This window comes from Thermomonospora curvata DSM 43183 (assembly GCF_000024385.1).
Lineage (GTDB): Bacteria > Actinomycetota > Actinomycetes > Streptosporangiales > Streptosporangiaceae > Thermomonospora > Thermomonospora curvata.
This window is the reverse complement of sequence record NC_013510.1, coordinates 4,356,315-4,382,070: the sequence shown is the minus strand read 5'-3', so window position 1 is coordinate 4,382,070 and position 25,756 is coordinate 4,356,315. Positions and strand designations below refer to the sequence as shown.

Annotated in this window: 23 protein-coding genes; 12 read left to right on the top strand and 11 right to left on the bottom strand. The window is 71.8% G+C overall.

The features are described from left to right. The first annotated feature begins 66 nt into the window (after nt 1–66). The 9 genes from TCUR_RS18850 to TCUR_RS18810 are packed head-to-tail and all read left to right on the top strand — an operon-like array spanning nt 67 to nt 9,348. A complete protein-coding gene (locus TCUR_RS18850; protein ID WP_012854145.1) occupies nt 67–870 on the top strand; it encodes an MlaE family ABC transporter permease in 804 nt (267 codons plus the stop codon). After that, complete coding sequence (locus tag TCUR_RS18845; RefSeq protein WP_012854144.1) at nt 870–1,736, top strand: MlaE family ABC transporter permease; 867 nt, start codon at nt 870–872, stop codon at nt 1,734–1,736. Before TCUR_RS18850 ends, TCUR_RS18845 begins: the two co-directional genes overlap by 1 nt. Continuing rightward, entirely contained in the window at nt 1,733–2,791 is a 1,059-nt protein-coding gene (locus TCUR_RS18840; protein ID WP_012854143.1) for an MCE family protein, read from the top strand. The genes TCUR_RS18845 and TCUR_RS18840 overlap by 4 nt, the downstream gene beginning before the upstream one ends. Beyond that, nucleotides 2,788–3,882: an MCE family protein gene (locus TCUR_RS18835; protein ID WP_012854142.1), complete on the top strand. Its 1,095-nt coding sequence runs from the start codon at nt 2,788–2,790 to the stop codon at nt 3,880–3,882. Before TCUR_RS18840 ends, TCUR_RS18835 begins: the two co-directional genes overlap by 4 nt. After that, nucleotides 3,882–4,907, top strand: coding sequence for an MlaD family protein (locus tag TCUR_RS18830; RefSeq protein WP_012854141.1), 1,026 nt, complete (start codon nt 3,882–3,884; stop codon nt 4,905–4,907). The genes TCUR_RS18835 and TCUR_RS18830 overlap by 1 nt, the downstream gene beginning before the upstream one ends. Next, nucleotides 4,907–5,941 (top strand): MCE family protein, encoded by a 1,035-nt coding sequence (locus tag TCUR_RS18825; RefSeq protein ID WP_012854140.1) that lies wholly within the window; start codon nt 4,907–4,909, stop codon nt 5,939–5,941. The genes TCUR_RS18830 and TCUR_RS18825 overlap by 1 nt, the downstream gene beginning before the upstream one ends. Then, on the top strand, nt 5,941–7,017 hold the full coding sequence (locus tag TCUR_RS18820; RefSeq protein ID WP_012854139.1) for an MlaD family protein: 1,077 nt from the start codon (nt 5,941–5,943) through the stop codon (nt 7,015–7,017). The genes TCUR_RS18825 and TCUR_RS18820 overlap by 1 nt, the downstream gene beginning before the upstream one ends. After that, nucleotides 7,014–8,312 carry an MCE family protein gene (locus TCUR_RS18815; protein WP_012854138.1) on the top strand — a complete coding sequence of 433 codons (1,299 nt, stop codon included), beginning with the start codon at nt 7,014–7,016 and terminating at the stop codon, nt 8,310–8,312. Before TCUR_RS18820 ends, TCUR_RS18815 begins: the two co-directional genes overlap by 4 nt. Before the next feature lie 19 nt (nt 8,313–8,331). Continuing rightward, nucleotides 8,332–9,348, top strand: a complete 1,017-nt coding sequence (locus tag TCUR_RS18810; RefSeq protein WP_012854137.1) for a hypothetical protein — start codon at nt 8,332–8,334, stop codon at nt 9,346–9,348. 544 nt (nt 9,349–9,892) lie between these two features. Here the strand turns inward: TCUR_RS18810 and TCUR_RS18805 are convergent. The 3 genes from TCUR_RS18805 to TCUR_RS18795 all read right to left on the bottom strand — a co-directional run bounded on the left by TCUR_RS18805 (nt 9,893) and on the right by TCUR_RS18795 (nt 13,259). Continuing rightward, nucleotides 9,893–11,119 (bottom strand): trans-sulfuration enzyme family protein, encoded by a 1,227-nt coding sequence (locus TCUR_RS18805; RefSeq protein ID WP_012854136.1) that lies wholly within the window; start codon nt 11,117–11,119, stop codon nt 9,893–9,895. A 76-nt stretch (nt 11,120–11,195) separates the two neighbouring features. After that, nucleotides 11,196–12,347 (bottom strand): DUF5925 domain-containing protein, encoded by a 1,152-nt coding sequence (locus tag TCUR_RS18800; protein WP_245536898.1) that lies wholly within the window; start codon nt 12,345–12,347, stop codon nt 11,196–11,198. Nucleotides 12,348–12,581: 234 nt separating this feature from the next. Further along, the gene (locus tag TCUR_RS18795; protein ID WP_012854134.1) at nt 12,582–13,259 is read right to left on the bottom strand and encodes a uracil-DNA glycosylase; all 678 of its coding nucleotides are present in this window, start codon (nt 13,257–13,259) and stop codon (nt 12,582–12,584) included. A gap of 295 nt (nt 13,260–13,554) precedes the next feature. Between TCUR_RS18795 and TCUR_RS18790 the strand changes: the two genes are divergently transcribed. Further along, nucleotides 13,555–15,003: a WS/DGAT/MGAT family O-acyltransferase gene (locus TCUR_RS18790; protein WP_012854133.1), complete on the top strand. Its 1,449-nt coding sequence runs from the start codon at nt 13,555–13,557 to the stop codon at nt 15,001–15,003. On the opposite strand, the gene TCUR_RS18785 is transcribed toward TCUR_RS18790, so the two are convergent. From TCUR_RS18785 to ddaH, 4 genes are all read right to left on the bottom strand, one after another. Continuing rightward, complete coding sequence (locus tag TCUR_RS18785; protein WP_012854132.1) at nt 14,990–16,024, bottom strand: hypothetical protein; 1,035 nt, start codon at nt 16,022–16,024, stop codon at nt 14,990–14,992. The genes TCUR_RS18790 and TCUR_RS18785 overlap by 14 nt on opposite strands. Nucleotides 16,025–16,333: 309 nt before the next feature. Next, nucleotides 16,334–18,289, bottom strand: a complete 1,956-nt coding sequence (locus TCUR_RS18780; RefSeq protein WP_012854131.1) for a bifunctional copper resistance protein CopD/cytochrome c oxidase assembly protein — start codon at nt 18,287–18,289, stop codon at nt 16,334–16,336. Between the two features lie 100 nt (nt 18,290–18,389). Beyond that, nucleotides 18,390–19,796 carry a dihydrolipoyl dehydrogenase gene (gene lpdA, locus TCUR_RS18775; RefSeq protein WP_012854130.1) on the bottom strand — a complete coding sequence of 469 codons (1,407 nt, stop codon included), beginning with the start codon at nt 19,794–19,796 and terminating at the stop codon, nt 18,390–18,392. A 68-nt stretch (nt 19,797–19,864) separates the two neighbouring features. Further along, nucleotides 19,865–20,722 (bottom strand): dimethylargininase, encoded by an 858-nt coding sequence (gene ddaH / locus TCUR_RS18770; protein ID WP_012854129.1) that lies wholly within the window; start codon nt 20,720–20,722, stop codon nt 19,865–19,867. 280 nt (nt 20,723–21,002) lie between these two features. Between ddaH and TCUR_RS18765 the strand changes: the two genes are divergently transcribed. Then, complete coding sequence (locus tag TCUR_RS18765; protein ID WP_012854128.1) at nt 21,003–21,362, top strand: hypothetical protein; 360 nt, start codon at nt 21,003–21,005, stop codon at nt 21,360–21,362. Between the two features lie 73 nt (nt 21,363–21,435). Beyond that, nucleotides 21,436–21,867: a universal stress protein gene (locus TCUR_RS18760; protein WP_012854127.1), complete on the top strand. Its 432-nt coding sequence runs from the start codon at nt 21,436–21,438 to the stop codon at nt 21,865–21,867. A gap of 52 nt (nt 21,868–21,919) precedes the next feature. Here the strand turns inward: TCUR_RS18760 and TCUR_RS18755 are convergent, their stop codons facing one another. From TCUR_RS18755 to TCUR_RS18740, 4 genes are all read right to left on the bottom strand, one after another. After that, nucleotides 21,920–22,513: a GTP-binding protein gene (locus tag TCUR_RS18755; protein WP_012854126.1), complete on the bottom strand. Its 594-nt coding sequence runs from the start codon at nt 22,511–22,513 to the stop codon at nt 21,920–21,922. Then, nucleotides 22,494–22,877: a DUF742 domain-containing protein gene (locus TCUR_RS18750; RefSeq protein ID WP_012854125.1), complete on the bottom strand. Its 384-nt coding sequence runs from the start codon at nt 22,875–22,877 to the stop codon at nt 22,494–22,496. Before TCUR_RS18750 ends, TCUR_RS18755 begins: the two co-directional genes overlap by 20 nt. Further along, nucleotides 22,877–23,287: a roadblock/LC7 domain-containing protein gene (locus tag TCUR_RS18745; protein ID WP_012854124.1), complete on the bottom strand. Its 411-nt coding sequence runs from the start codon at nt 23,285–23,287 to the stop codon at nt 22,877–22,879. Before TCUR_RS18745 ends, TCUR_RS18750 begins: the two co-directional genes overlap by 1 nt. A gap of 613 nt (nt 23,288–23,900) precedes the next feature. Continuing rightward, complete coding sequence (locus tag TCUR_RS18740; RefSeq protein WP_012854123.1) at nt 23,901–25,538, bottom strand: prenyltransferase/squalene oxidase repeat-containing protein; 1,638 nt, start codon at nt 25,536–25,538, stop codon at nt 23,901–23,903. Nucleotides 25,539–25,756 lie beyond the last annotated feature (218 nt).

Sequence of the window (25,756 nt, the reverse complement as noted above, 5' to 3'; positions counted from 1 at the left end):
GTCCGAAAGCGAAGGAGGCTGGTTTGACCCTTGATCTGGCCCCCATAGGCAAGGGCACCGGCTGACATGGCAGTGAGCCTGCACAACGCGCCCGACCGCGTGCTGCGCCGGGCCGGCAAGGCGCTGGATGAGACCGGACTGCTGTTCGTCATCTTCCTGGAGGGACTGCGCCGCACCTGGGACGTGCGGACCTGGTGGGGCGAGTTCATCGAGCAGTGCTGGTTCATCGCCCGCGTCACCAGCATGCCGGTGCTGCTGATCGCCATCCCGCTGGGCGCCACCATCTCGCTGCAGGCCGGTGACATCGCCCGCCAGCTGGGCGCCCAGTCCGGCACCGGCGCCCTGGTGGTGGCCAACATGATCACCCAGGTGGCGCCGCTGGCCTCGGCGCTGCTGATCTCCGGCGCCGGCGGCTCGGCCATCACCTCCGACATGGGAGCCCGCAACATCCGCGACGAGCTGGCCGCCATGGAGGTCATGGGCATCAACCCGGTGCACCGCCTGGTCACCCCCCGGCTGTGGGCGGCCAGCACGGTGGCGGTGCTGCTGTGCTCGGTGGTGATCCTGTCGGGCACCGCCGGGGGCTTTTACTTCAACGTCATCCAGCAGGGGGTCAGCCCCGGCGCCTACTTCGACGGAGCCACCTCGCTGCTGCAGTTCTCCGACCTGGTCGTCACCTTGTTCAAGGCGTGGATCTTCGGGTTCATCGCCGCCGCCGTGGCCTGCTATGCGGGCATGAACTGCGACCTGGGCCCGGTGGGCGTGGGACGCGCGGTCAACAAGGCGGTGGTGGTGACCTCGATCCTGGTGTTCTCGGCCAACTACGTGATCACCATGCTCTACCAGGTCCTCGTCCCCCCGAGGTTCTGATGGTCGCCACATCCCCCGCACTGTCGCCGCTGCGCCGGGCCGGCCGGGCCGCCCGCGACCGGCTGGCCGGCCTGAGCACCGCCCTCGACATGCCGGTCTTCCTCGGCCGGGTGCTCTACCACCTGGTGGTCGACATCGTGTTGCGCCGCAAGTACGGCAAGATGCTGCTCCGCCAGATCAGCGACATCACCGTCGGCGTCGGCGCCCTGGTGATCGGCGGCGGCATGATCTTCGTGGTCGCCACCATGGCGATGGCCACCGGCGCCATGGTCGGCATGCAGGGCTACCCGTCGCTGGAGCGCATCGGCGCCGAGGCCTTCAGCGGCGTGATGGCCAGCTTCGCCAACGTCCGCGAGGTCACCCCGATCATCGCCGGGGTGGCGCTCATCGCCCAGGTCGGCTCGGCCTTCACCGCCGAGATCGGGGCCATGCGGATCTCCGAGGAGATCGACGCCCTGGAGGTCATGGGCATCAACTCGCTGACCTTCCTGGTGTGCACCCGGGTCGCCGCGGGCGTCATCGCGCTCCTCCCGCTGTACCTGCTGGCGCTGTTCGCCAGCTTCTTCGCCACCCGCTTGATCACCGTCCAGTACTTCGGGCTGTCGCCGGGCATCTACGACTACTACTTCAACCTCTACCTGCCGCCCATCGACGTGCTCTACAGCGGGATCAAAGTGGCGGTGTTCGCGTTCGTGGTCATGTTCATCCACTGCTACCGCGGTTACTACGCCACCGGCGGCCCGGTGGGGGTGGGCGTCGCGGCGGGCCGGGCGATCCGGGAGTCCAGCGTCGCGATCATCGTGATCAACCTGCTTCTGTCCTACATCTTCTGGGGCCACGGCGGCACCGTGAGGTTGACCGGATGAACGATGAGAACCTGTCCCTGCGGTCGCGCCTGCTCTACGGCGCGATCGGCACCGCGGTCCTGGTGGCGGGAGCGGGCTACGCGCTGGCGGGCACCCAGCCCGACCACTCCGGCGCCACCTACTACCACGCCACCTTCGGCAAGGCCGGCCAGGGCCTGGACAAGCGGTCGGACGTGAAGATCCGCGGCATCACCGTCGGCGGCGTCGAGCAGGTCACGCTGCGGCCCGACGGGCGGGTCGCCGTCCGCATCCGCATCGACGAGAACATCAAGATCACCCGCAACGCGCAGGCCGCCATCGAGCCGGTCTCGGTGTTCGGCCCCAAAGACCTGACCATCGACCTGGGCCCCGAGGAGGGCAAGGGCCCCTACCTGCCGGACGGCGGCACCATCACCCGCACCAAGGACCCCGAGGAACTGGCGGACGTGGCCTGGCCCGCCTACCGGCTCACCCAGGCGCTGGACCCCCAGGACATCGCCACCCTGCTGCACACCTTCTCCGAAGGGCTCAACGGGCAGGGACCCGCGCTGCGCCGCACCATCGACAACGGCACCAAGCTGCTGGAGGTCGCCTACCGCCGCCGCGCCCAGATCCAGCGGCTGATCGACGACATCGCCGCCCTGTCGGGCACCCTCGGCGGCCGGGGCGCCGCCATCACCGCGCTGGCCGGCGACTTCAACGCCGTCTCCCCGGCCCTCAGCGACCGTCCCGACAAGGTCGGCCAGCTGCTGAACGAGGCCGGCAGGCTGTCGGACCAGGTCTCGAGCACCCTGCAGCGGCACGGCAGGGACATCGGCGAGATCATCGACGGCGGCGGCCGCGCGGTCGAGGTCCTCTACCGGGAACGCGCGGAGATCCCCACCCTGATCAGCGGGCTGACCGGCTTCTTCACGCTGCTGTCGGACATCATCCGCGTCCCCGGGCCGGAAGGCTCGCTGCTGGCCCAGGCCGTCGACTACCTCCCGCTGGACGTCTGCAAGATCATCGTGGACGTCTGCCGGGCCGACCCGGCCTCCGCCGGAACCTACCTGAGGCTCACCGGAGGTGTGCGATGAGCCGGCTGAGCAGGAAAGGACTGGGAAGAAGGGGCCGCGGCCCCGACACCCGCTCCCTGCTGTCGTTCACCGTCTTCGCCGCGCTGACCACCGCGCTGACCGTCTTCATCGCCCAGCAGATCCTGGCCACCGGCTGGGGCGACCGCTATGAGCTGACCGCCACCTTCGACGACGTGACCGGGCTGCTCACCGGCGACCAGGTCAAGCTGGCCGGGGTGCCGGTGGGCCGGGTCAACAAGATCGAGATCCGGCGGGGCCGGGCCGAGGTGGTCATGGAGGTGGACCGCAAGGTCCGCATCCCCGACGACTCCACCGCCGCGGTGCAGTGGCGCAACGTCATGGGCCAGCGGGTGGTCTACCTGCGGCCCGGCACCAGCGAGCGGATGCTGGCCGACGGCGGGCGGATCCCGCACACCCAGTCGGTGGTGGACCTGGGCGAGATCGTCAACTCGCTCGGCCCGCTGACCGGCAGCCTGGACCCGGACATGCTCAACAAGCTGCTGCAGGGCTTCGCCCAGGCGCTGGACGGCAACGAGCAGAACATCAACACGATGATCCAGAACATGGAGGTGCTGCTGGCCGCCTTCGGCCGGCGCGCCCAGACCATCCAGCGCATGGTGGAGGACTACCAGACGGTCGCCGAGGCGGTGCAGGCCCGGGACCGGCAGATCGCCGCGGCCGTGGACAACCTGGAGAAGCTGACGGAGGTGTTCGCCGCCAACCGCCGGTTGCTGGACGGCGCCCTGGTGGAGGTCTCCCGGCTCACCGCCGACCTGGACCAGGTGCTGGGCGACAACGAACAGCAGCTGTCGCGGATCGTGGAGAACCTGGCGTCCTTCACCCAGACCGCCCGCTGGAAGATCGACAACCTGGAGCGGATGGTCCAGCAGCTCCCGCTGGCGCTGCGGCAGCTGTTCGCCTCCGTCAACGGCGGCCACTTCCTGCGCAGCAACGCGCTGTGCCTGAACATCGTCCAGGGCCCCTGCCCGTTCGAGATGCGCTTCCCCCGCACCGGCAAGGCCCCCACCAAGGAGGAGCTGGACAAGCTCAAGCAGATGCTCACCGCCGCTTCGACGACGGGAGGCCGCTGATGGCGCTCAAGTCGTTGCGCGACGTCAACCAGCGGGTGGTCGCCCTGGTCTCGGTGAGCGTGATCGGCGCCGCCTGCGTGTTCGCCTTCGCCGTCGGCCAGCTGCACCTGCTGGAACGCGGCTATGAGGTGAGCGGCGTGTTCACCGACACCGGCGGGATCAAAGAGGGCGACGACGTCCGGGTGGCCGGGGTCAAGGCCGGCCGGGTGCTGCGGATCGAACCGGACTTCGGCAAAGGCCACGTCGTCATCACCTGGCGCGTGAACTCCGGCGTCGAGCTGGGCCTGCAGACCCGCGCCGACATCCAGACCGCCACCCTGCTGGGCGGGCGTTACCTGAAGCTGTCCGGCCCGGTCCCCGCCGACGGCCCCTTCCTGCACCAGCTTCCCAAGTCCCGGCGGCGGATCCCGCTGGAGCGCACCACCGTCCCCTACACCGTGACCGACGCGGTGGACGAGGCCACCGAGCTCACCCGCCGGCTCGATGAGCAGACCATCGACCGGCTGCTGGAGTCGGTCGCCAAGATAGAGTCGCCCAGCGCCGCCCGGCTGCAGCAGATGCTGGAGAACTTCCGCAAGCTGGCGGTCGCGCTGAACGAGTCCGCCCCGCAGATCGAGCGGCTGATCGCGGCCAGCCGGGACATCTCCGGCACGCTGGCGGCCAAGGACGCCCAGCTGAAGAAGATCATCGAGCACAGCCAGGCGCTGCTGCGCATGCTGGTGCAGCGCCGCCAGGAACTGGCCACGGCCATCGGCGACGGCGGGCGCACGGTGCGCACGCTGTCCAACGTGATCGCCCGCCACCAGCGCGAGCTGAACACCCTGCTGGACGACCTGCACCTGCTGACCACCCGGATCTCCTCCAACACCGACGCCCTCAACACCGCGTTCGCGCTGCTCGGCCCCACCTTCAGCCAGGTGGCCAAGGTCAAGGGCAACGGCAACTGGGTGGAGGGCATGATGACCGGCCTGGGCCCGCTCCAGCCGCCCGGCCCCATCTCCACGCCCAAGAAGGGGGGCGACTGATGAGACGCTTCCTCACCGCGGCCGCGGCGGCGACCCTGGCCGTCTCGCTGGCCGCCGCGCTGGGCGGCTGCTCGGTGCTCGGCGGGGATAGCGGCCGCCGGGAGATGACCGTGCGCTTCACCAAGGCCCGCTCGTTCTACCCCGGCTCCAAGGTCAAGATCATGGGAGTGGACGTCGGCCGGGTCGACAGCGTCCGCAACCGCGGCGACCACATCGAGGTCCGCTTCCACGTCCGCTCCGACATCCCGCTGCCCAAGGGGGTGCGGGCCTCCATCGTCCCGCTGAACCTGGTCGGCGAGCGCAATCTGGTGCTGCACCCGGCCTGGAAGCCCGGCCAGCCCAAGGAGACCGGCAACGAGATCCCCATCGAGCGCACCAGCGTGCCGGTGGAGGTGGACGATGCGCTCGCCTCGTTCACCGAGCTGAGCGACGCCCTGGACCCCACCAAGGTCAACAAGGCCCTGGAAGGCACCGCCGAGTCCTTCGCCGGCAACGGCAAGACCTTCAACGCCACCTTGGAGCAGGCCGCCCGGCTGGTGGAGAACGTCGCCGGCCAGGATGAGGAGCTGCTGGAGGTGGCGCGCAACCTCAACCGGCTGGCCGGGGTGGTGCGCGGACGCGAAGAGGTCCTCGGCCAGATCATCAACGACTTCGGCACCGCCACCCGGGTGCTGGCGACCGAACGCGGCCAGCTGCAGGAGCTGGTGCGCGGGGTGCTCAAGCTCACCGAGCACGGCGATGAGCTGCTGAAGAAGTACAAGGGACAGCTGCCCTACGACCTGGCGGTGCTCACCCGGTTCGCGCTGCTGCTGCAGGGCCAAAGCGAGCGGGTGGCCCTGCTGATCAAGTCGCTGCCGGAGGTGGACGCGGCGTTGCTGGGCGGTTACAACCCCAAGTACAAGGCGCTGAACCTGCGTTTCGCCACGGACGTGTTCCTGCGCACCTGGCTGACGGGCCTGCTGGGCACCGATGAGGTGCCCTGTCCGCTGCCCCCGCCCAACTCCAACTGCCCCTGGGAGCAGGGAGGCGACTGATGCGACGGACGCTCATCCTCACCCTGGCGGCCGTCCTGCTGGCCACCGGCTGTTCGGTGCGCACCTTCGGAGCGCCCAAGGGCGGTCTCACGCTGGTCGCCGTCTTCGACGACGTCCAGCAGCTGACCGTCGGGCACAGCGTGCAGCTGTCGGACGTGAAGGTGGGCTCGGTCACCGACGTGAAACTGGTGTCGGGCTACAAGGCCGAGGTCACCATGTCCATCGTCGACGGGCACCGCATCCCGCAGGGCACCTCGGCGGAGATCAAGGTGACCTCGCTGCTGGGGGAGAACTTCGTGGAGCTGCGGCTGCCGCCCGGCCGGGACATGTCCACCGGCCCGTTCCTGCGAAGCGGCGACCGGATCACCCAGACCAGCACCCAGCCGTCCTTCGAACAGGTGGTGGGCCGGGCCGGGCCGCTGCTGGACGCGCTGGCCGGCGACGACCTGGCCGCCATCGTCGAGGCCGGGGCCACCGCCCTGGGCGGCAACGGCCCCAAGCTGAATGCCGCCGTCGCCAAATCCGCCAAGCTGCTGGATATGTTCGCCGACCAGCGGGCGGAGCTGACCACGGCGGTCGACGAGTTCGCCCGGCTGGGCCGCGCCCTGGCCAAGGGCTCTGACGCGCTGGGGCGGGCGCCGGAGGAGCTGGAGCGCACCACCCGGATGCTCAACCAGAACGCCGAGGAGATGCTGCGCGCCGTCGAGAAGCTGACCCGCACCGCCCGGCTGCTGGGCGATGGGGTCCTCGAAGGCCGGGTGCTGCGGCTGAAGAACCTCATCCGCCAGGTGGACCCGGTGCTCGACCAGCTGGCCGGTGACCGCAGGCGGCTGGGCGCCCTGGTGGACGGGATCGAGGTGTTCACCCGCGAGCTGCCGCTGGCCACCTACGACGGCCAGCTGCTGCTGTACCCGCTGCTGCGGTTCGTCCTGGACGACGGGACGATCCTGCCCAGCTCGGCCGGCGGCCGGGCCGCCCGCGGCGGCGTCCGGCGCACCAAAGCGGCCGACCCGGTGCCGCCCAAGGTCCGGGAGGCGATGCCCAACCTCGACGACATCTGGGAGCGGCCCCGATGAACAGCCGGATCCTGATCAACGTCGCGGCCTTCGCGGCCCTGGGCGTGGTCCTGGTGGTCTGGGCCTTCAGCAGTGTGGTGCGGTTCGACTTCATCGAGCGGCCCTACCAGATCACCGTGGTGTTCGAGTCCTCGCCGGGGCTGCACCCCAACTTCGAGGTGGACTACCTGGGCACCCGGATCGGCAAGATCGACTCGGTCCGGCTGCGTGACGGCCAGGTGGTGGTGAAGCTGGACATCGACCGCAACGTGCGGATCCCGCGCGCGGTGACCGCCGCGGCGGCCCGCAAGTCGGCGGTCGGCGAGCCGGTGGTGGAGCTGACCCCCAAGCCGGGCCAAGCCGACGGCCCGCGGATGCCCACCGACGGCTCGGGGCTGATCCCGGTCACCGACACCTCCGTCCCGCCCAAGTACGGCGACCTGTTCGGCGCGGTCAACAAGACCCTCAAGGCGATCGACCCCGACTCGGCCGGCAGCCTGCTGCACGAGCTGGCGGTGGGCTGGGCCGGCCGGGAGGACTCGCTGCGGCAGATCATCACCGGAAGCGACCAGATCACCGCCACGTTCGCCCGGGACACCGAGCTGGTGGACCAGCTGACCGCGGACATGGGCCGGATCGCCGCCGTGCTGGCCGACAACCGCCGGCAGCTGGGCTCGGGGATCGACGATCTGGCGGCGCTGACCGCCGCGCTGCGGCAGGTGCGCGGGGAGATCGCCCGGCTGCGCGACCGCGGCCCGAACCTGCTGGCCACCGTCAACGGGCTGCTGGCCGAGACCGGCCCCGACATCAACTGCGCGGTGGACGCGCTGGCCGGCATGGACCTCACCAAGCACAACCCCGGCCTGTATGAGGACCTGCGGCAGACCCTGGTCATGGCCGGGCCGCTGGTGAACGTGCTCACCAACATCATCGGCGAGGACCAGGGCCAGAAGGTCCTCAACATCGTGTTCATGATGACCTTCAACGCCAAGGCGACGCTGGAGTACAAAAAGCCGCTGCCGCAGCCGACGGTCGCCGAGATCCCCACCTGCGCGGACGGCCGCCAGCCCGGAAAGGCCAAGCAGAAGGACTTCCAAGGCAAGGACCCCGGCGATACGCTGCCCCCCCATGACCCGTCCGCCCAGCAGCAGACCGCCGGCCGGCACCTGGCCCGCCCGGCTTCCGGTGCCGCGCCCGAGCCCGGCGGCCCGCCGATGTGGCTGGTGTATCTGCCGCCGCTGCTTGCGCTGCTGGTGCTGGCCAAGGTCATAGTGGGCTCGATCCCCGTGCTGTCCCGCCTGCGCCGACGCAGGTGACCCCCCAAGGAGCGCCGACATGACAGCCAAGACCAGCAAGGACGCAGCCGAGGACGCCGAGGGCGCCGCGGCGGAGGGCCGGCCCGACGCCGCGGCTAAGGCCCGTCCGGCGCGCAAGAAGGTCCGCCGGGTCCGGGTCATCGAGGTCATCGACGACGGTGAGGACGACGACCTGCGGGACGTGTTGGAGGTCCTCGACCGGCAGGAGGAGCCGGGCGAGGGCGCCGAGCGGGCGGATCGGGACGGGCGGGAGGCCGCCGAGACCGAAGCCGACCGGACCGTTGAGGACAAGACCGAGGACAAGACCGAGGCCGAGGCTGAGGACGGGAACGCCTCCCCGGCGGGGTCGGACACCGAGTCCGAGCAGGCCGGGTCCAAGACGAAGCCCTTGAAGAAACCGGCCAAGGTCAAGCCGAAGCCGGCCGAAGACGTCCCGGCCCGCAGGGCGTCGCTGTTCGGCCTGCCGGCCGTCCCGGCGGCCGTCGCGGTGGTGCTCATCGCCGCCCTGGCCACGCTGTCGATCGTGCTGTGGCGGTCCCAGCACGAGCTGTCGCAGCGGGAGGAGGCCCGCCGCGAGGTGATCAAGGTGGTCACCGACTACGGCAACGCGGTGCTCAGCTACGACCGCACCGACCTGAAGAACTCGGTGGAGCGGGCGCATTCCTTCCTGACCGGCGACGCCCTCACCAAGGCCCGGCAGATCGACATCGACCAGCTGCAAAAGAGCCTGGATGAGAGCCGTTTCTCGGTGACGTCCAAGACCAGCCAGGTCTATGTGGCCGGGGTCGACGACATGTTCGCCAGCGCCGTGCTGGTCTTCGACATCACCTTCCAGAGCACCAGCGGCACCCAGGAGGTCAAGCGCAACTATCTGAGCTTGAGCCTGGTCCGCCAGGACGGCACCTGGAAGATCAGCCAGCAAAAGCCCGCCGGCCGCGAGAGCGACGGCACCACTGATGTGACCGACCTGGAGGGCGGGCAGAACACCGGCGGTTCCAAAGACACCGGCGGCAAGGAGGACAAGTCCAAGGACTGAGCAGCCGAGGAGAACTGCACACCCGCCCGATGCAACTAAGGCAAGCCTCATCTGGATGGGGCTTGCCTTAGTCATTGGGCGATCCGGTGAAACGGCCGAACGGGCGCGCGCCATGGCCTACGGGATCGCGGGCGGCGCGATCGCGATGGCGGGCGAGGGAGGCGCCGGTGCGGCCGGCGGCGCTGGGCGGCCGCGGGCTGTGACTTTGCCGCCTGGACGGCGGCGAAGCCCTGGGACTGTACGTGGGGTTCCCGCACCGGTCAGGGATCTCCCCGGCCCTCGCCGCCTCGTGGCCTCCGTCCCGGGTTGCGTGGCGGCGGGCGGAATTTGCGTGTCGCCCGAAGGATTTGACCGTGGAATCCCGGATGTTCGGCGTGCCGCGGAGCGGCGATCCTAAGGGCGGTCGCAAGGCTGCGTAGCGGGGAGCGCAGCCCCTGACCGGGCCCGTGGCCCGGCGCCGTGGGGGCAGGGGGATCCGCGCCGGGCCGCCGGGTTCACCCGGCCCCGGTTTCCCACGCCGCGGCCCGGCGGCCGCAGGCGCCGGTCAGCCCGTCCGGCTCGCCTTGGCCAGAGCCTGCTCGATGTCGTCCCACAGATCGTCCAGGTCCTCGATGCCCACGGCCAGCCGGACGGTGCCGGCGCCGATCCCGGCCTCGGCCAGCGCCCGCTCGTCCAGCCCCCGATGCGAGGTGCTGGCCGGATGCAGCACCAGCGTCTTGGTCCCGCCCAGCGAGGGGGCCATGCGCACCAGGCGCAGGCTCTCGGCGAACACCCGCCCGGCCTCCCGCCCGCCGGCCAGGTCGATCGACAGCACTCCGCCGAACCCGCCGTCCAGCAGCCGCCGGGCGACCCGGTGGTGGGGGTGCGACTCCAGGCCGGGGTAGTGCACCCGCTCCACCGCCGGATGCCCGGCCAGGCGCCGGGCCAGGCCGAGCGCGTTGTGGCAGTGCTGGGCCATCCGCAGCGGGAGCGTGGCCATTCCCCGCACCGACAGCCAGGCGGTCATCGGGTCGATGCCGGCGCCCAGCTCCAGGGAGTGGTGCCAGATCCGGCGGTAAAGGTCCGCGTCGGCGCAGACCACCACCCCGGCCAGCACGTCCGAGTGCCCGCCCAGGTACTTGGTGGCCGAGTGGATCACGATGTCGATGCCGTGTTCCAGGGGCCGGCACAGCACCGGGGTGGCGAAGGTGTTGTCCACCGCGGTCAGCACCCCCGCCTCCCGGGCGAGTGCGGCCAGCGCGGGCAGGTCCACCACCTCGGTGGTGGGGTTGGTGATCGTCTCCAGGTAGAGCAGCCGGGTGCGCGGACGCAGCGCGGCGCGCACCTGCCGCAGGTCGTCCCCGGAGACGTGGGTGACCTCCACGCCCCACCGTTCGGCCAGGTCGCGCAGCAGCGTGTAGGTGCCCCCGTACAGCGACCGCTGGGCGATCACATGGTCGCCCGAGCGCAGCAGCGACATCAGCACGGCGTTCACCGCCCCCATGCCCGAGCCGGTGGCCAGCGCCCCGGCGCCGCCCTCCAGGTCGTTGACGGCCTCCTCGAACATGCGGACGGTCGGGTTGCCCATCCGGCTGTAGTAGAAGGCGCGATGGCCGTCCTCATCGGCCCGGGCCGGCCCCTCGAAGGCCGCCGCCATCGCCTCGGCGTCCTCGAAGGAGAACAAATGCCCCTGGTAGATGGGGGTGGACAGCGGCAGGCTGCCGACCGGCCGGATCAGGGGCGGATGCGCCGCGCGGGTGCGCGGGTGAAGGTCGCGGTGAAGGTCGTCCATGCCTTCAGGGTGCGGACGCCCCGGCGGCGGCGACAGATCCAATCGCCGTTATTGGCCCGCTCGGCCCCGCGGATTCTCACAGGTAGAACCCGGTGGCCGGGCCGGAGGCCTCGGCGGCGGGGGCCGGCTGCTCGCCCTTGCGCAGCGCCGCCAGCTCGGCCAGCGTGGCGCCCTCGGGGCCGATCAGCGACGGGTCGGCGTCCTGGCCCAGCCAGCGCAGGGCCTCGTCCCGGGTCAGCGGGCCCACCTCGATCTGCGCCAGGCAGCGGCCGGGGCGGATCACCGCCGGGTGCAGCCGGGTCAGGTCCTCGTTGGTGGTGATGGCCACCAGCACGTCCCGGCCCTGCCCGAGCATCCCGTCGGTCAAGTTGAGCAGCCGCGACAGGCCCTGGCCGGTGGACTGCTTGGCCTCTCCGCGGATCAGCTCGTCGCAGTCCTCCAGGATCAGCAGCCGCCAGCGCCGCTTGCCGCCGTCGTCATCGGCGCCGACCGCCACCTGCATCAGGTAGCCGGGGTCGCTGAAGAGCACCTCCGGGTCCAGCACGCAGTCGGCCTGGCACCAGTCCACCCAGGCGCGGGCCAGCGCCCGCAGCGCGGTGGTCTTGCCGGTGCCGGGCGGGCCGTGCAGCAACAGCAGCCGCCCGGACACCTGGGACGGGTTCAGCCGCATCACCCGGTCGAGGGCCTCGGCGACGGGGGCGGTGTAGTTGCCGCGGATGTCCGCCCAGGTGTCGGCGGAGATGATCCGCTCGCGGCGGCTGGGGCCGTGCCTGGCCATGTGCCAAAAGCCCATCTCCACCTGGGTCTCGTCGGGGGACGGCGGCTCGGTGGCGTCCCGGACCGTCTCGGCCAGCACCGCCTCGGCCAGCTCCCGGCTGACCGCCGAGACCGCCACGTAGGCGTTGCCGCTGTCCCACCGGTTGACCAGGAGCGTCCAGCCGTCGCCCGCGGCCAGCACCGAGTGCTTGTCGTCCTCGCTGGCGGTGCGCAGCACCCGGCCGCCTTCCGGGCACAGCGGGGCGTCGGCCTTCACATGCTCCAGCCGGGTCGACTTGGACCAGGGCTGCTCGCCGGTGGCGAAGGGGCGCAGCGACAGCACGTCCAGCACGTCGGCGGGGGAATTGTTGTCGCTGAGGTTGAAGACGACCGACATCGCCAGGTCGGGCTCGCTTGCGGAGACTTCGACCAGGTGCAGTATCTCCTGCGGCCTTTCCTGCGACATCGACATGCCTCCGATGATCGGGCGTCCAGGGCGGAACGTCCACCGAATTACGCCGCACGAGCTTTATCGGGGCTATCGAACCACCTGGGAATCTTCGTGGTTAATCTGGCGAAATATGCACGAAAAGGTTGATTTGTCGGGTAGGTGAAGACGAGGCCGGACGGGCGACCTCCGTCATGAGAGCAACCTATGCGGAGAAGACCGCGCGGGAAACGTGCGCGCGGTCACAGCCGCCTTCCGTCAGGGGAGCTTCCAGTCGATGGGCTGCCCGCCCTGCTCTTCCAGCAGCCGGTTGGCGCGGCTGAACGGACGGGAACCGAAAAAGCCCCGGTCGGCCGACATCGGGCTGGGATGCGCCGATTCGATGCACGGGACGCCGCCCAGCAGCGGCTTGAGGCTGCGGGCGTCCCGGCCCCACAAGATCGCCACCAGCGGGCCGCCGCGCGCCGCCAGCGCCCGGATCGCCTGCTCGGTGACCTCCTCCCAGCCCTTGCCGCGGTGCGAGGCGGGCTTGTACGGCTGCACCGTCAGCACCCTGTTGAGCAGCAGCACGCCCTGCTGCGCCCACGGCGTCAGATCGCCGGTGCTCGGCTCGGGGTGGCCCAGGTCGGCGGTGTACTCGGTGAAGATGTTGATCAGGCTGGGCGGCAGCGGACGCACATGCGGCGCCACCGAGAAGCTCAGCCCCACCGGGTGCCCCGGGGTGGGGTAGGGGTCCTGCCCCACGATCAGCACCCGCACATCGGCGAACGGCTGCTGGAAGGCCCGCAGGATGTGCTCCCCGGCCGGCAGATAGCGCCGCCCGGCGGCCACTTCGGCGCGCAGGAAGTTCCCCATCGCCGCGATGCGGTCGGCCACCGGCTCCAGGGCGCGCGCCCAGCCGGCCTCGACGATCTCCGAGAGCGGTCGTGCCGTCATGTCCGGTAACCCTAGTGCCGCGATCATGGTGCCGCAGCCCGATCGTCGCGGCTGCCGGGAACGCCCGGCGGTGAACCGAATGGCCCGGATCGTCTCAGGCGGGCGCCCGCCGGGTTCTCCCGGAGCGGTGTTCCGGAGGCCGTCATCGGCGTCGCCGCGCCATCTTTTGTTACTCTGTGTATTTGAATAACTACGTTAAGTTCGAGTTACTTCCTTCCCGCCTTCATTGACCTACCGCCCGGTACCGCATAGCTCAGGAGACAGGCCAGGCACCTGAGGACTGTGGGGATCGAGGATGCGCCAGCTGACGGCGGTGGACGCCAACTTCCTGAACGTCGAGACCGGCACCACGCACGCCCATATCGCCGGCCTGGGGATCCTCGACCCGGTCGCCTGCCCCGGCGGCCGGCTCACCGCCGAGGACCTCATCGAGGTGATCCGCGAACGCGCCCACCTGGCCCCCCGGCCGCTGCGGATGCGGCTGGCCGCGGTGCCGCTGGGCATCGACCGGCCCTACTGGGAGGACGACCCGGACTTCGACCCGGCCCGCCACGTCTTCGAGGTGGGGCTGCCGGCCCCGGGCAACGCCGCCCAGCTCGCCGACGTCGTGGCGATGCTGCACGAACGGCCGCTGGACCGCGCCCGGCCGCTGTGGGAGGCGGTGGTCATCCAGGGCCTGGAGGGCGGCCGCACCGCCGTCTACATCAAGGTCCACCACGCCGCGGTGGACGGGGTCCTGGCCACCGAGACCCTGGCCGCCCTGCTGGACCTGTCCCCGCAGCCGCGCGAGCTGCCCCCCGACGACACCGTGCCGCAGCAGGCGCCGGCCCTGGCCGAACGGGTGCGCACCGGGCTGCTGCGCGCGCTCGCCCACCCGGTGCGCGGCGCCCGCATGCTGGCCCGCACCGCCCCCTACCTGGATGAGATCCCCGGCCTTGCGCAACTGCCGGGAGTGCAGCCGCTGGCCCGGGCGATCCAGGGGGCGCTCGGCCGCGACGGCGTCGTGCCGCTGCCCCGCACCGTCGCCCCGCCCACCCCGTTCAACGGGACGATCAGCGCCCGCCGGGCGGTGGCCTTCGGCGAGCTGCCGCTGGCGGAGATCCGGCGCATCCGCCGGGAGCTGGGCGGCAGCGTCAACGACGTGGTGATGGCGCTGGTGGCCACGGCGCTGCACCGCTGGCTGGACAAGCGCGGCGAGCTGCCCGACCGGCCGCTGGTGGCGGCGGTGCCGGTGTCGCTGCGCCGCGGCCGGGACGGCGATGCGGCGGGCGGCAACCGGATGTCGGCGATGGTGACGCCGCTGGCCACCCATCTGGCCGACCCGGCCGAGCGCTTCGCCGCGATCCGCGGCGACCTGGCGGCGGCCAAACGGCGCTTCGCCCGCTCCTCGGGCGCCTGGCTGGAGGGGCTGAGCGAACTGGTGCCCGCCCCGCTGGCCGGCCCGCTGCTGCGGCTGGCCCTGCAGGCCCGGCCGGGCGAGTACCTGCGCCCGGTCAATCTGCTGGTCTCCAACGTGCCCGGCCCGGACTTCCCGCTGTACCTGCGCGGCGCCCGGGTGCTCGGCTACTTCCCGATCTCGGTGGTCAGCGACCTGACCGGCGGGCTGAACATCACCGTGCTGTCCTATGACGGCAAGCTCGACGTCGGCATCGTGACCTGCCGCCAGATGATCCCCGACCCCTGGGAGATCATGGACCACCTCGACGACGCCCTGGGGGAGCTGAGGGGCCTCATCGACGGCTGAGCAGCAGGTCCCGGTGGCGCCGCGCCAGCTCCAGCGCGGCCGCCCCGGCCGGCTGCATCGGCCGCGGCGCCGGCCCCTCCAGCGGCGCCATGGCGACCCGTCCTTCGGCGTTGACCCGCACCAGCCCGCCGAACAGCTCCCCGAAGGCCGCATCGTCGATGACGGCCGCCGTCAGCACGTCCACGGCCAGCGACAGCGGATCGACACCGATCCCCAGGCAGTGGACCCGCACCGCCCCCGCCGCACGCGCCTGTTCCAGCCGCCGGTAAAAGGGCCACTCCCGGTAGGAGAAGCCGGGCCGGTACTCTTCGTCCGCCCCCAGGAACTCCTCGGCGAACTCCCGCGCCATGCACCGCCACAGATCCAGGTCCTCGCGGGGGTCTTCGGTGACGGGCTGGAACACGCCCACCGGCATCACCTGGTAGAGCCCGCCGGCATGGGCGACCTTCGCCGGGTCCCGCCGGTGCAGCACCACGTCCCGCGCCCGCCGCCGGATCGTCACGGTCGTGACCGCCGGCACCGCCGTCCGCCGCGCCAGGTCGCACGGGTCCCCCACCAGCGTCCGCAGCGGCAGCCCCGCCACGCGGGCCGCCAGCTCGTGCGCGACCGCCTCCCCGACGTCCACCCCGTCGAAGTACCGCGCCCCCGACAGCCGCAACACCGCCCCGGACCCGCCGCGGCCGGCCAGATCGGCCTCCAGCAGCCGGTAGACGGGACGGTTCTCGAACACGGCCGGAGCCGCCAGCGCCCCCATGGCCTGGCTGTAGGCGCGGTACCCGGGGGGCAGGGGAGCCTGCGCGCCCGTCACCACGGGCGGCTCGGGCGTCTCCTCCCACACCAGCTCGACGCGCTCCAGGGGGAGCGGAACGTCCGGTATCCACTCCGGCCGGCACAGCAGCGAGGTCGAGCCGACCCGGTGCGCCCCCCGGTAGAGCCGGGCGGCCTCCTCGCCGAGCTCGGCGCGCCGCCGGTTGAGCCGTTCCCGCTCGGTGCGCCACCGCGACTCCTCAGCGGTCGGCATCGCCACCCCCGCAACCCGTGCCGGGCCCGGCCACCCGGCGGCTCATGTGCGACGCACCCCCTCCGCTCCGCCCCCTTGGACGGACGCCCCGCGGACGGGGCGTGAATGCCGGGTACGGCCCCGGCCTGTTCTTTCGTCCATCCTCCAACGATGGATCAACACCTTGCCGCGGCCCCCGGAAACGGGGCCTCGGCGTGCCTTCCCGGACCACCGCGCCTGACCGCCTCTGACTCGGAGAAAGAAACACCGGCAGTGCCCCATGCCGCGCCGCCCCCGCTCGCGGGAACGGCGCATCGAAGGGAACACCCCTCAAGAACGCGGCACGGCAGGGCCGCGCCGCCTGCTCAGCAACGGCAGCGCCACCGTGGTCAGGCCGCCGATCGCCCACACGAGCAGGCCCGCGCTCTGCTGGTCCTGCTCGGGCGGAGGGGCCCACACCAGGGCGAGCGCCGTGTACCAGTCCTCGGCGAACACGGTCGCCGCCGTCAAGAACGCATACCCGAAGGACAGGTGGAAGAAGGCCAGGGCGAGCGGCAGCCACCGCGCGCCGCCGATGACGGCCCGCACGAAGAACACCCCGGTCAGCAGGAACACCGCCATGGCGAGCGAATGCAGTGAACGGTTGCGCAGCGACGCCTCGAACAGCGGGGTGGTGTAAAAGCCGTACAGGGTGAGCACCACCAGCGCCAGCGCCACCGGAGGGTGCCCCGCCCACCGCACCGCCCGGCTGTCCAGCAGGGCCGCCAGCAGGTCACGGGGGGAGCGGCCCACCGCCCCGGACGCCGGCCGCAGCGCCGTCAAGGCCAGCTCGGCCGGGGCGGCCAGCAGCAGCGGCACCGGCGCCACCAGCGTCAGCGCCAGGTGCTGGGCCACATGCCCGCTGAACAGGGCCGGGCTGTAGCGGGCGAGCCCGCCGCACGTGGCCGCCAGCACGATCAGCAGCCCGCCGTACCAGGCCAGCGTCCGCCGCAACGGCCAGCCGGTCCCGGTCCGCCGCAGCCGCAGCACCCCGAGCGGGTACAGCACCGCCCCCGCTGCGACCAGCGTGAGGAACATCGGGTCGGGTAGCCGGCCGAACGCATAGGCCGCCGCGCTCGGCGGCCCGGGAGGCGTGAAACCCAGCAGGACCCCGGCCGGGTTGGTCGGCCCGGTGTCCTCGGCCGGCGGCGGCGTCCACGACAGGCCCGTGGCCAGCGCCATCGCCGCGGCCATTACCACCACCTCGACCGAGGCCAGCCGGAGGAAGACCCACCGCTCCCGGCGGGCGCGCAACGCCGGGATGCTCACCCGGCGGTGCAGCCACCCCAGCCAGCCCAGGCAGCCCAGCAGCGCCGCCTTGGCCACCACCAGCAGCCCGTAGCGGGTGCCGAGCACCGCCTCGGCCCCGCCCACCTGAACCCAGGCGCTGACCAGCCCGCTGACCGTCACGGCCGCGAAACAAAGACCCGCCACCGCGCTGTAACGCGGGACGATCACCGCGAGCAGCCGCGCGGCGGGCCGGGCCAGCGCCACCAGCGCCACCAGCCCGCCCACCCACACCGCGGCGGCCACCACGTGCACGGCCATCGCGAACGTGGCCAGCGCGTGATCGTCGGAAGAGGCCGGATGCCCGGTGACCGCCTGCGGCAGCAGCCCGGCCAGCGCCACCAGCAGCAACGCCCCCGCCCCGGCGGCACTGCGGACCTGTCCGGCCGCCGCGGCCAGCGTCACGGCCACCGCCGCCACCACCGCCAGCGCCCGCCCCCGCACCAGGTCGGTCAGAAAACTCAGCAGCTCGCCGTCGGTGACCTGCCAGACCGGCTTGCCCAGCAGGTAGGACGTCCCCAGCGCCACGCTGACCAGCGCCGCCGCCGCCCAGACCGCCGCGCTCACCCGCGCCAGGCGCAGGCAGCGCAGCCCCGGCGGCGGCAGCCGCCCGTCCGGCCCGGCCAGCAGCACCGCCCCGGCCAGCAGCAGCCCCACCGTGACCGTCCCGGCCCCGGTCACCGCCAGTTCGGCGACGGGCAGCCCGCCCCGGGTCAGCCCGCCCGAGCCTTCCAGCCACGGCACGGTGGTGGTCAGCGCGCCCCCGAAATACAGCGCGGCGGCCAGCGCGCACAGCGCCGCCGCCGCGGCGAGCACCCCCAGGTGCAGCAGCCCTCGCGATCCGGGCGTCCCCTCAGGTTCCGGCGGCGCGGCCTCCTCACCCGGTGGGGGAGCGGCACCGCCGGCCGTGCGCACGGCCGCGTCGCCCGTCGCGCCGCCCGATGGGGGAAGGCCCCGCACGCTCCACCTCCCGGCTGCGTGATCGCGATCGTCCGCAGGTGGTACGCGCGCCGGCGCCGGGAGGGTTCGAGGCCGTGCGGGGCGCCGCCGGGAAGAGGACCTAGAAGTTGATCATGTGCCCGGCCAGGCCGTGCACGGCCTCCTTGACCGCCTCGCTCAGGGTCGGGTGGGCGTGGATGTTGCGGGCCACCTCGTGCACGGTCAGGTCCCACTGCTGGGCCAGCGTCAGCTCCGGCAGCAGCTCGGTGACGTCCGGGCCGATCATGTGGCCGCCCAGCAGCTCGCCGTACTTGGCGTCGGCGATCAGCTTGACGAACCCGTTGGGGTCGCCCAGGCCGTGGGACTTGCCGTTGGCGGTGAAGGGGAACTTGGCGACCTTGACGTCGTAGCCCTCGGCGCGGGCCTGCGCCTCGGTCAGCCCGAAGCTGGCGATCTGCGGCTGGCAGTAGGTGGCCCGCGGCACCATCCGGTAGTCGATCTCCATGGTCTCGGCGCCGGCGATGGTCTCGGCCGCCACGATGCCCATCGCCTCGGCGGTGTGCGCCAGCATCAGCTTGGCGGTCACGTCCCCGATCGCGAAGATGTGCGGCACGCTGGTGCGGCAGCGGGCGTCGACGTCGATGGCGCCGCGGTCGGTGAGGCGGACCCCGGTCTTCTCCAGCCCGTAGCCCTCCACGTTGGGGGCGAAGCCGATGGCCTGCAGGACCTTGTCGGCCTCCAGGGTCTTGGGCTGCCCGTCGGAGCCGGTGACGGTGACCTTGACCTTCTCCCCGGAGTCGTCGATGGCCTCCACCCGGGTGGAGGTCAGCACGTCGATGCCGAGCTTGCGGTAGCGGCGCGCCAGCTCCTTGGAGACCTCCTCGTCCTCGCCCGGCACCATGCGGTCCAGGAACTCCACGATGGTGACCTTGGTGCCGTAGTTGTGCAGCACGTAGCCGAACTCCACGCCGATCGCCCCGGCCCCGGCGATGACGATGCTCTCCGGCAGCTCCTCGGCGAGGATCTGCTCCTCATAGGTCACCACGCGTTCTGAAAGCGAGGTGCCCGGCAGCAGCCTGGGGTGCGCCCCGGTGGCGATGATGCAGTGGTCGAAGGTGACGGTCTGGGCCTGGCCGCCGTCGGTCGGCGTCACCTGCAGGGTGTGCGGGTCGGTGAAGACGCCGCGCCCGTGGAACTCGGTGATGCCGTTCTTCTTCATCAGGTAGTGGACGCCCTTGACCCGGCCGTCGGCCACCTGGCGGCTGCGCTGCACCGCGGCGGCGAAGTCGAAGCGGACCTGCCCGTCGACCTCGATGCCGAACAGCTTGCGCTCGTTGTTGAACAGGTAGGCCAGCTCGGCGTTGCGCAGCAGGGCCTTGGAGGGGATGCAGCCCACGTTCAGGCATACCCCGCCCCAGTAGCGCTCCTCAACGATCCCCGTCCGCAGCCCCAGCTGAGCGGCACGGATCGCAGCGACATATCCACCCGGGCCCGCGCCCAGGACCACGACGTCAAAGTGAGTGCTCATTCTTCGGACCATATTCGCCTCGGGCGGCAGCCGCATCCCGACCGCAAAGTCCGGGCGGATCGGGTGGGTCACACGCGCAGCTCCAGGGTGCAGCACTTGGGGCCGCCGCCGGCCTTGCGCAGCTCCGACAGGTCCACCGGGACGGGTTCGAAGCCGCGGCGGCGCAGTTGCGCGATCAGCCCGGTGGCCTCGGCGTTGATCACCACGTGGCGGCCGTCGCAGACGGCGTTGAGGCCCAGCACCGCCGCGTCCGCCTCCTCGGCCACCAGCGCGTCCGGGAACAGGCGCTGCAGCACCGCGCGGCTGCCGGGGGAGAAGGCGCCCGGGTAGTAGGCGATGTTGTCGTCGCCGAGCGGGAACAGCGCCGTGTCCAGGTGGTAGAAGCGCGGGTCCACCAGGCGCAGCGTGACCACCGGGCGGCCCAGGTGCTCTTGGGCCTCGGTGTGGGCGGCCTGCTCGGTGCGAAAGCCGGTGCCCGCCAGGATGAGCCCGTCCAGCACGGCGAAGTCGCCTTCGCCTTCGTTGACGTGCGCCGGTTCCAGGATCTCGGTGAAGCCGTTGCGCCGGAACCACTCCAGGTAGGCGGGGCCTTCCGGGCGCCGCTGCGGGTGGCGGAAGCGCGCCCCGTAGACGCGGCCGTCCACCACCAGCCCGCCGTTGGCGGCGAACACCATGTCGGGCAGGCCCTCGACCGGTTCGATCAGCTCCACCTGGTGGCCGAGCTCCAGGTAGGCCTCGTGCAGCCGCTCCCACTGGGCGAGCGCCCGGGCCCGGTCGGCGCCGGACGCCGGGTCCATCCAGGGGTTGATCGCATAAGTGACGGCGAAGTGCTCGGGAGGGCACATCAGGAAGCGGCGGGGCCGTGCCGTCCGCTTCTGCACGGCGGAGGCCAGGGGTGTGGGCTCCGTTACCGGCGATACGGTCATGCAGGCTCCCACTCTCGGCTATAGAGGTTACGAAACGAAAGCCTATGCAGGCCCCTACCGGCCTCCAAGATGATGTTCTTGCACGTTGATGGTGCTTTGTTGCGTGTTCTTCCGGTATCGCACGGGATTCGTTGCGCACTCCGAGCGATGGGATGTTCGTCACATATGTCCCTCTGAGGGGGCGTTTGTGCTGGTTGATACCGTCCGTGCGGCAGAGGCACCGGAGGCGTGACATACGGTCGACAACGGAAGTGTCGGATCGGTTAGAAGGGAGCAGGGCGTGAGGATTCCCAAGCCCGTCAACGCCGTCTGGGACTGGGCCGAAGAGCACGGTCGCTTGATGGCGATGCTCGTCCTGCTGCCGGTGCTGACGATCGGGGCGCTGTGGGCGCCCTCCCTCGCCGCGTTCGCCATCGGCGTCACCGTGGGCGTCATGGTGACCTACACCCGGCTGAGCAGGCGGATCACCCGGCTGCGCGCCGAGGTGGACGAGCTGCTGCGCGACAACGGCCGGCTCCGCCACCGCAACACCATGCTGGAGAGCGGGATCGTCCGGGAGGAGACCGTGGTCACCCAGAAGCTGCTGACCATCCCCGGACTGGACGGCGCCGAGACCCGGGAGCAGCGGCGCTCGGCCTGACCGCCCCGGGGTGAGGACGGGCGGGCCCCGGGTACCGCGCTACGGTGGGCACGAGTTGATCAAGGGGGGATCGATGGCGGCCAAACGCATCGTGGTCGGCGTGGACGGCTCTGAGGAGTCCAAGCGGGCGCTGCGCTGGGCGGCGCGGCAGGCGCAGCTGGTCGGCGCCGAACTGGAGCTCATCACCGCCTGGGACATCCCGGTCACCTTCGGCGTGCCGGTCTACGCCGACGACGTCGACCTGGCGGACGCGGCGCGGCAGGTGCTGCAGGAGACCGTGGCGGAGGTGCTCGGCGAGCGGCCGGCGGTCCCGGTCAGGCCGACGGTGGTGCAGGGCCAGCCCGCCCGGGCGCTGGTGGAGGCCTCCAAGGACGCCGAACTGCTGGTGGTGGGCAGCCGGGGCCGCGGCGGCATCGTCGGCGCCCTGCTCGGCTCCACCAGCGACTACTGCATCCGCCACGCCAAGTGCCCCATCGTGGTCCTGCACGGGGACCGGGACGCATGACCCCGCCCATGCCGGGCCGCCGCCGGGCGGTCCCGGCATGGGCGGCGGCCGCTCAGCGGGCCGCCGGAGTGCCCAGCCGCTGGTGCATGGCGTGCTGGACCAGCGTGATCAGCACCTCCTTGGAGGAGGAGCGGTCCCGGGCGTCGCACGTCATGATCGGCACCGAGGGCGCCAGGCTGAGCGCCATGCGCACCTCCTCCAGCTCGTAGCGGCGGGCGCCGTCGAAGCAGTTGACCGCCACGATGAACGGGGTGCCGCGCCGCTCGAAGTAGTCCACCGACGGGAAGCAGTCGGTGATCCTGCGGGTGTCGGCCAGCACCACCGCGCCCAGGGCGCCCAGCGCCAGGTCGTCCCACATGAACCAAAAACGCTCCTGCCCGGGGGTGCCGAACAGGTAGAGCACCAGGTCCTTGCGCAGGGTGATGCGGCCGAAGTCCATCGCCACCGTGGTGGTGGCCTTGTTCTCCACCCCGGACAGGTCGTCGACCCCGGTGCTGCGGTCGGTGAGGATCTCCTCGGTGCGCAGCGGCACGGTCTCCGAGACCGAGCCGACCATGGTGGTCTTGCCCGCTCCGAAGCCCCCGGCGATCAGGATCTTGACGGCCGTGGGCAGGCGGCGGGCCCGGTCAGATCGCGCGGAGTCCATCGATCACCGCCTCGTAGATGTCCGCGTCGGTGATGGCGGTCTCCGGCGCCGGTTCCTGGATCAGCACATGACCTCGTTCCAACAGGTCGCCCAGCAGGACCCGGACGGCGGCGCCCGGCAGGTTCAGCCGTCCGGCCAGCTCGGCGACCGACATCGCGATGCGGCACAGCCGCAGGATGGACAGGTGCTCGGGGCCGAGCCCGGCATCGGCCTCAGGCGGCGGGCCGACCGTCACCACCTGCGAGATGAGGTCGAACCGGCCGTGGGCCGGGCGGGTGCGGCCGCTGGTCAGCACATAGGGGCGCACGAAATGCTCGCCGTCGGGCGGCTGCTGCCCCTCCCACGGCGGCGTGGACGATGGCATCAGCTCTTGGCCGCCGCCGAGCGGGCCGGGGTGCTCAGGTGCCGGCCGACGCTGGTGACCAGCATCGCCATCTCGTAGGCCACCAGGCCCACGTCGGCGTCCTCGGTGGTCAGCACCGCCAGGCAGGCGCCCTGGCCGGCCACCGACACCAGCAGGAAGCCGGAGTTCATCTCCACGATGGTCTGCCGCACCGAGCCGCCGCCGAAGCGCTCGCCGGCGCCGCGGGCCAGGCTCTGGATGCCCGCCGCCACCGCCGACAGGTGCTCGGCGTCGTCCTTGCTGAAGGCGCTGTCGGCGGCCATCAGCAGCCCGTCGGCCGACAACACCACCGCATGGCGGGCGTCCGCCACTCGTTTGACCAGGTCGTCCAGCAACCACGCCAGGTCGGTGGAGGAACCTGTCTGCGGCATCACTAGCCCTCCTTCTCGTCGCTTGTCGCCGGCGCGGCTTGGGGTCCACGTCGTCGCGGCGCTCGTCCGCCGGCGGCCGGGGCGCCCGGAACCTGCTCGCCGAGGACTTCAGCCGCGGCGGAGCGCCCGCGTCGGGTGCTCGCCTGGAACGCTCCGATGATCTTACGGTTTTCCTCCGGGGATCGCCCCTTCGCCCCGGTATTCCGCGCTGGTGCTCTCGTGGGCGATTGCGGCGCCGCCGGCGCCCGCAGGGGAGGTCCTCCCGGGTGCGGGCGATGAGGGCTCGGGCATCGGCGTCTCCGGGGGAAGGGCGGTGCCGGGCCGGTGGCCTTGGGGCGTGCCGCCGGGGCACCGGCCGTCTTGCGGCGGGGACGCGGTCGCCTGAGCGCGTTGCGCCGCCTGAAAGCGCGCACCAGGGTGGTGCGGGGTTTATGGGGATGCGTTCTTTGCGCGTGAGGACACCGGCAGGGTGGTCCCGTACGTGTTACTCCGGGACCCTACCAACGGCGCGAAAGCCCCTTCAAGGCACAATCGGAAAAGCGTGAATTATCCTGATTTACGATGTCTCCCCGGTGTGCCGGAATTAACTTTACGGAAATCTTTCTCTTGATTGTCAGGAGGGGCGCCGGGGAGGCGGCACGGCCCCGTCCGGGCAGGTGAGGTGCAGCGCCGCCAAGATGGCGGCTTGAACGATCCGGAAAGGCGTGTACAGATCTTTGTCATGCCACAGCGGCGGAAGCGGCGGCATCGCCGTGCCGCCGGCGGTGACGGTGCGCAGGTACTCCCCGCCGCGGTGGGCCGCCGCCAACACGCGGCCATCGGCCTCCCGCCGCGTCAGCAGCAGGATTTGCACCGCGTAGGCGGTCTCCTCGGCGGTGCCCTCCCACAGCCCCCACGAACCGTCCGGGCGCTGGGTCTGCAGCACCCACTCCACGGCCCGGTCCACCGCGGGCGCCGCCTGCGGGCCGCCGAACTCGGCGAGGGCGGGGGCGCTGCAGACGGTGCCGTAGTAGGGCGAAGAGTGCCAGCGGTCGCTCCAGCTCCCGTCGTCCTGCTGCTGCTCCTGCAGCCAGGAGACGACTTTGCGGACGGTGGCCGCATGGCGTTCGGAGCGCTCGGCGGGCGCGGCCTCGCGCAGATGGACGCCGAAGGCCTCCAGAACGTGGGAGTTGGTGCCGACCGACCGGCCGTTCTCACCCTGCCAGGTGCAAAAGTGCGTGTCGGTCTCGTACCGCCACAGCAGGTCCGGCCGCTGCAGCCGGCCCAGCAGCGCCAGCGCGTACATCGTGCCGGAGGAGGTGTCGGCGTCCGAGGGCAGCCCGGCGCCGCCGCCCGTGCCGGCCGGACCCAGTGACGCCTGCAGGAAGTCGGGCAGCTGCGGCGGCGCCGCCAGCGGAACGCCCGAGCGGATCAGCCAGCTGGTCATCCAGGCCCGCTCGAAGACCGTGATGGGGAGCACCGAGGGGACCGGGCCGCCGTGCGGCGCGGCGGCCGACTCCAGGAAGCGGCGGGCGGGCTCGTGGTCCGCCGGCTCCCGGTCGCCGAGCCAGGCGGCGGTGGCCGCGGGGGAGGCCCCGACCGTGCCGATCGGCTCGGGCCGCACCGTCGCGGCGCCGCGGGCGGCCTCGCCGCCCAGCTCCAGCGCGTGCAGCAGCTTCTGCGGCAGCGCCTGGCCCCGCCGCAGCAGCTCGCGCACCAGCGCGGCGGTCTTGGGGGCCATCTGCGGGCTGGGGCGCAGCCGGGGGCCGTCGCGCCAGGGCTCCAGCTCGTCCAGATGGCCGTTGATCAGCTCGATCAGCATCGGGGCCAGATGCTCGACGGCCGGCATGTCCGGCAGCGGGAAGGAGCGCTCGCCGTCCAGCAGCGGCAGCAGCGCCCGCAGCCCGCGGTCGGCGGCGGCGGTCAGCTCCCGGCGGGTGACGCCGGGGACCGGCCGCTCGGGCGTGCGCAGCACGGCCAGCAGCGCCTCGGTGGCGCTCAGCGTCGGGACCACCCGGTAGCCGGGGATCGCCGAGACCCAGCCGCCGTCCGCCCGCTGGGTCCGCAGCAGGAAGCGCACCCGTTCGGCGTGCCCGGTCAGCCAGGGGGCGAGCGTCACCAGCCGGGCGGTCTCGTACACCGACGGGGACATCCCTCCCAGCGGGTCGGCGAGCGACTCGTCGATCAGCCGCCGGGCGGCCGCGGAGAGCTGAGAGGAGGAGAGAAGACGGGGGGAGCGGGTCGTGCGTTCGGCCGTACCGTCGATGGTCACCTGTGCCGTCCCTCGCAATTCTGCGTGCCGGAACCGGGCCGATCGTCGGCATCACAGGCCGCTGCCAGACGGATCGCCGGGCTACTCCGCACCTTCGTTGCAAATCTGACAAACGGATCTTGTGTGGAAGTATCACATGATCAATTCCGTCAGGGCAAGATCTTGACGCGAAGGTGAACCCTCCCTGTCGAGCGGCCGGCCCCCCTACCGGAAGAGAG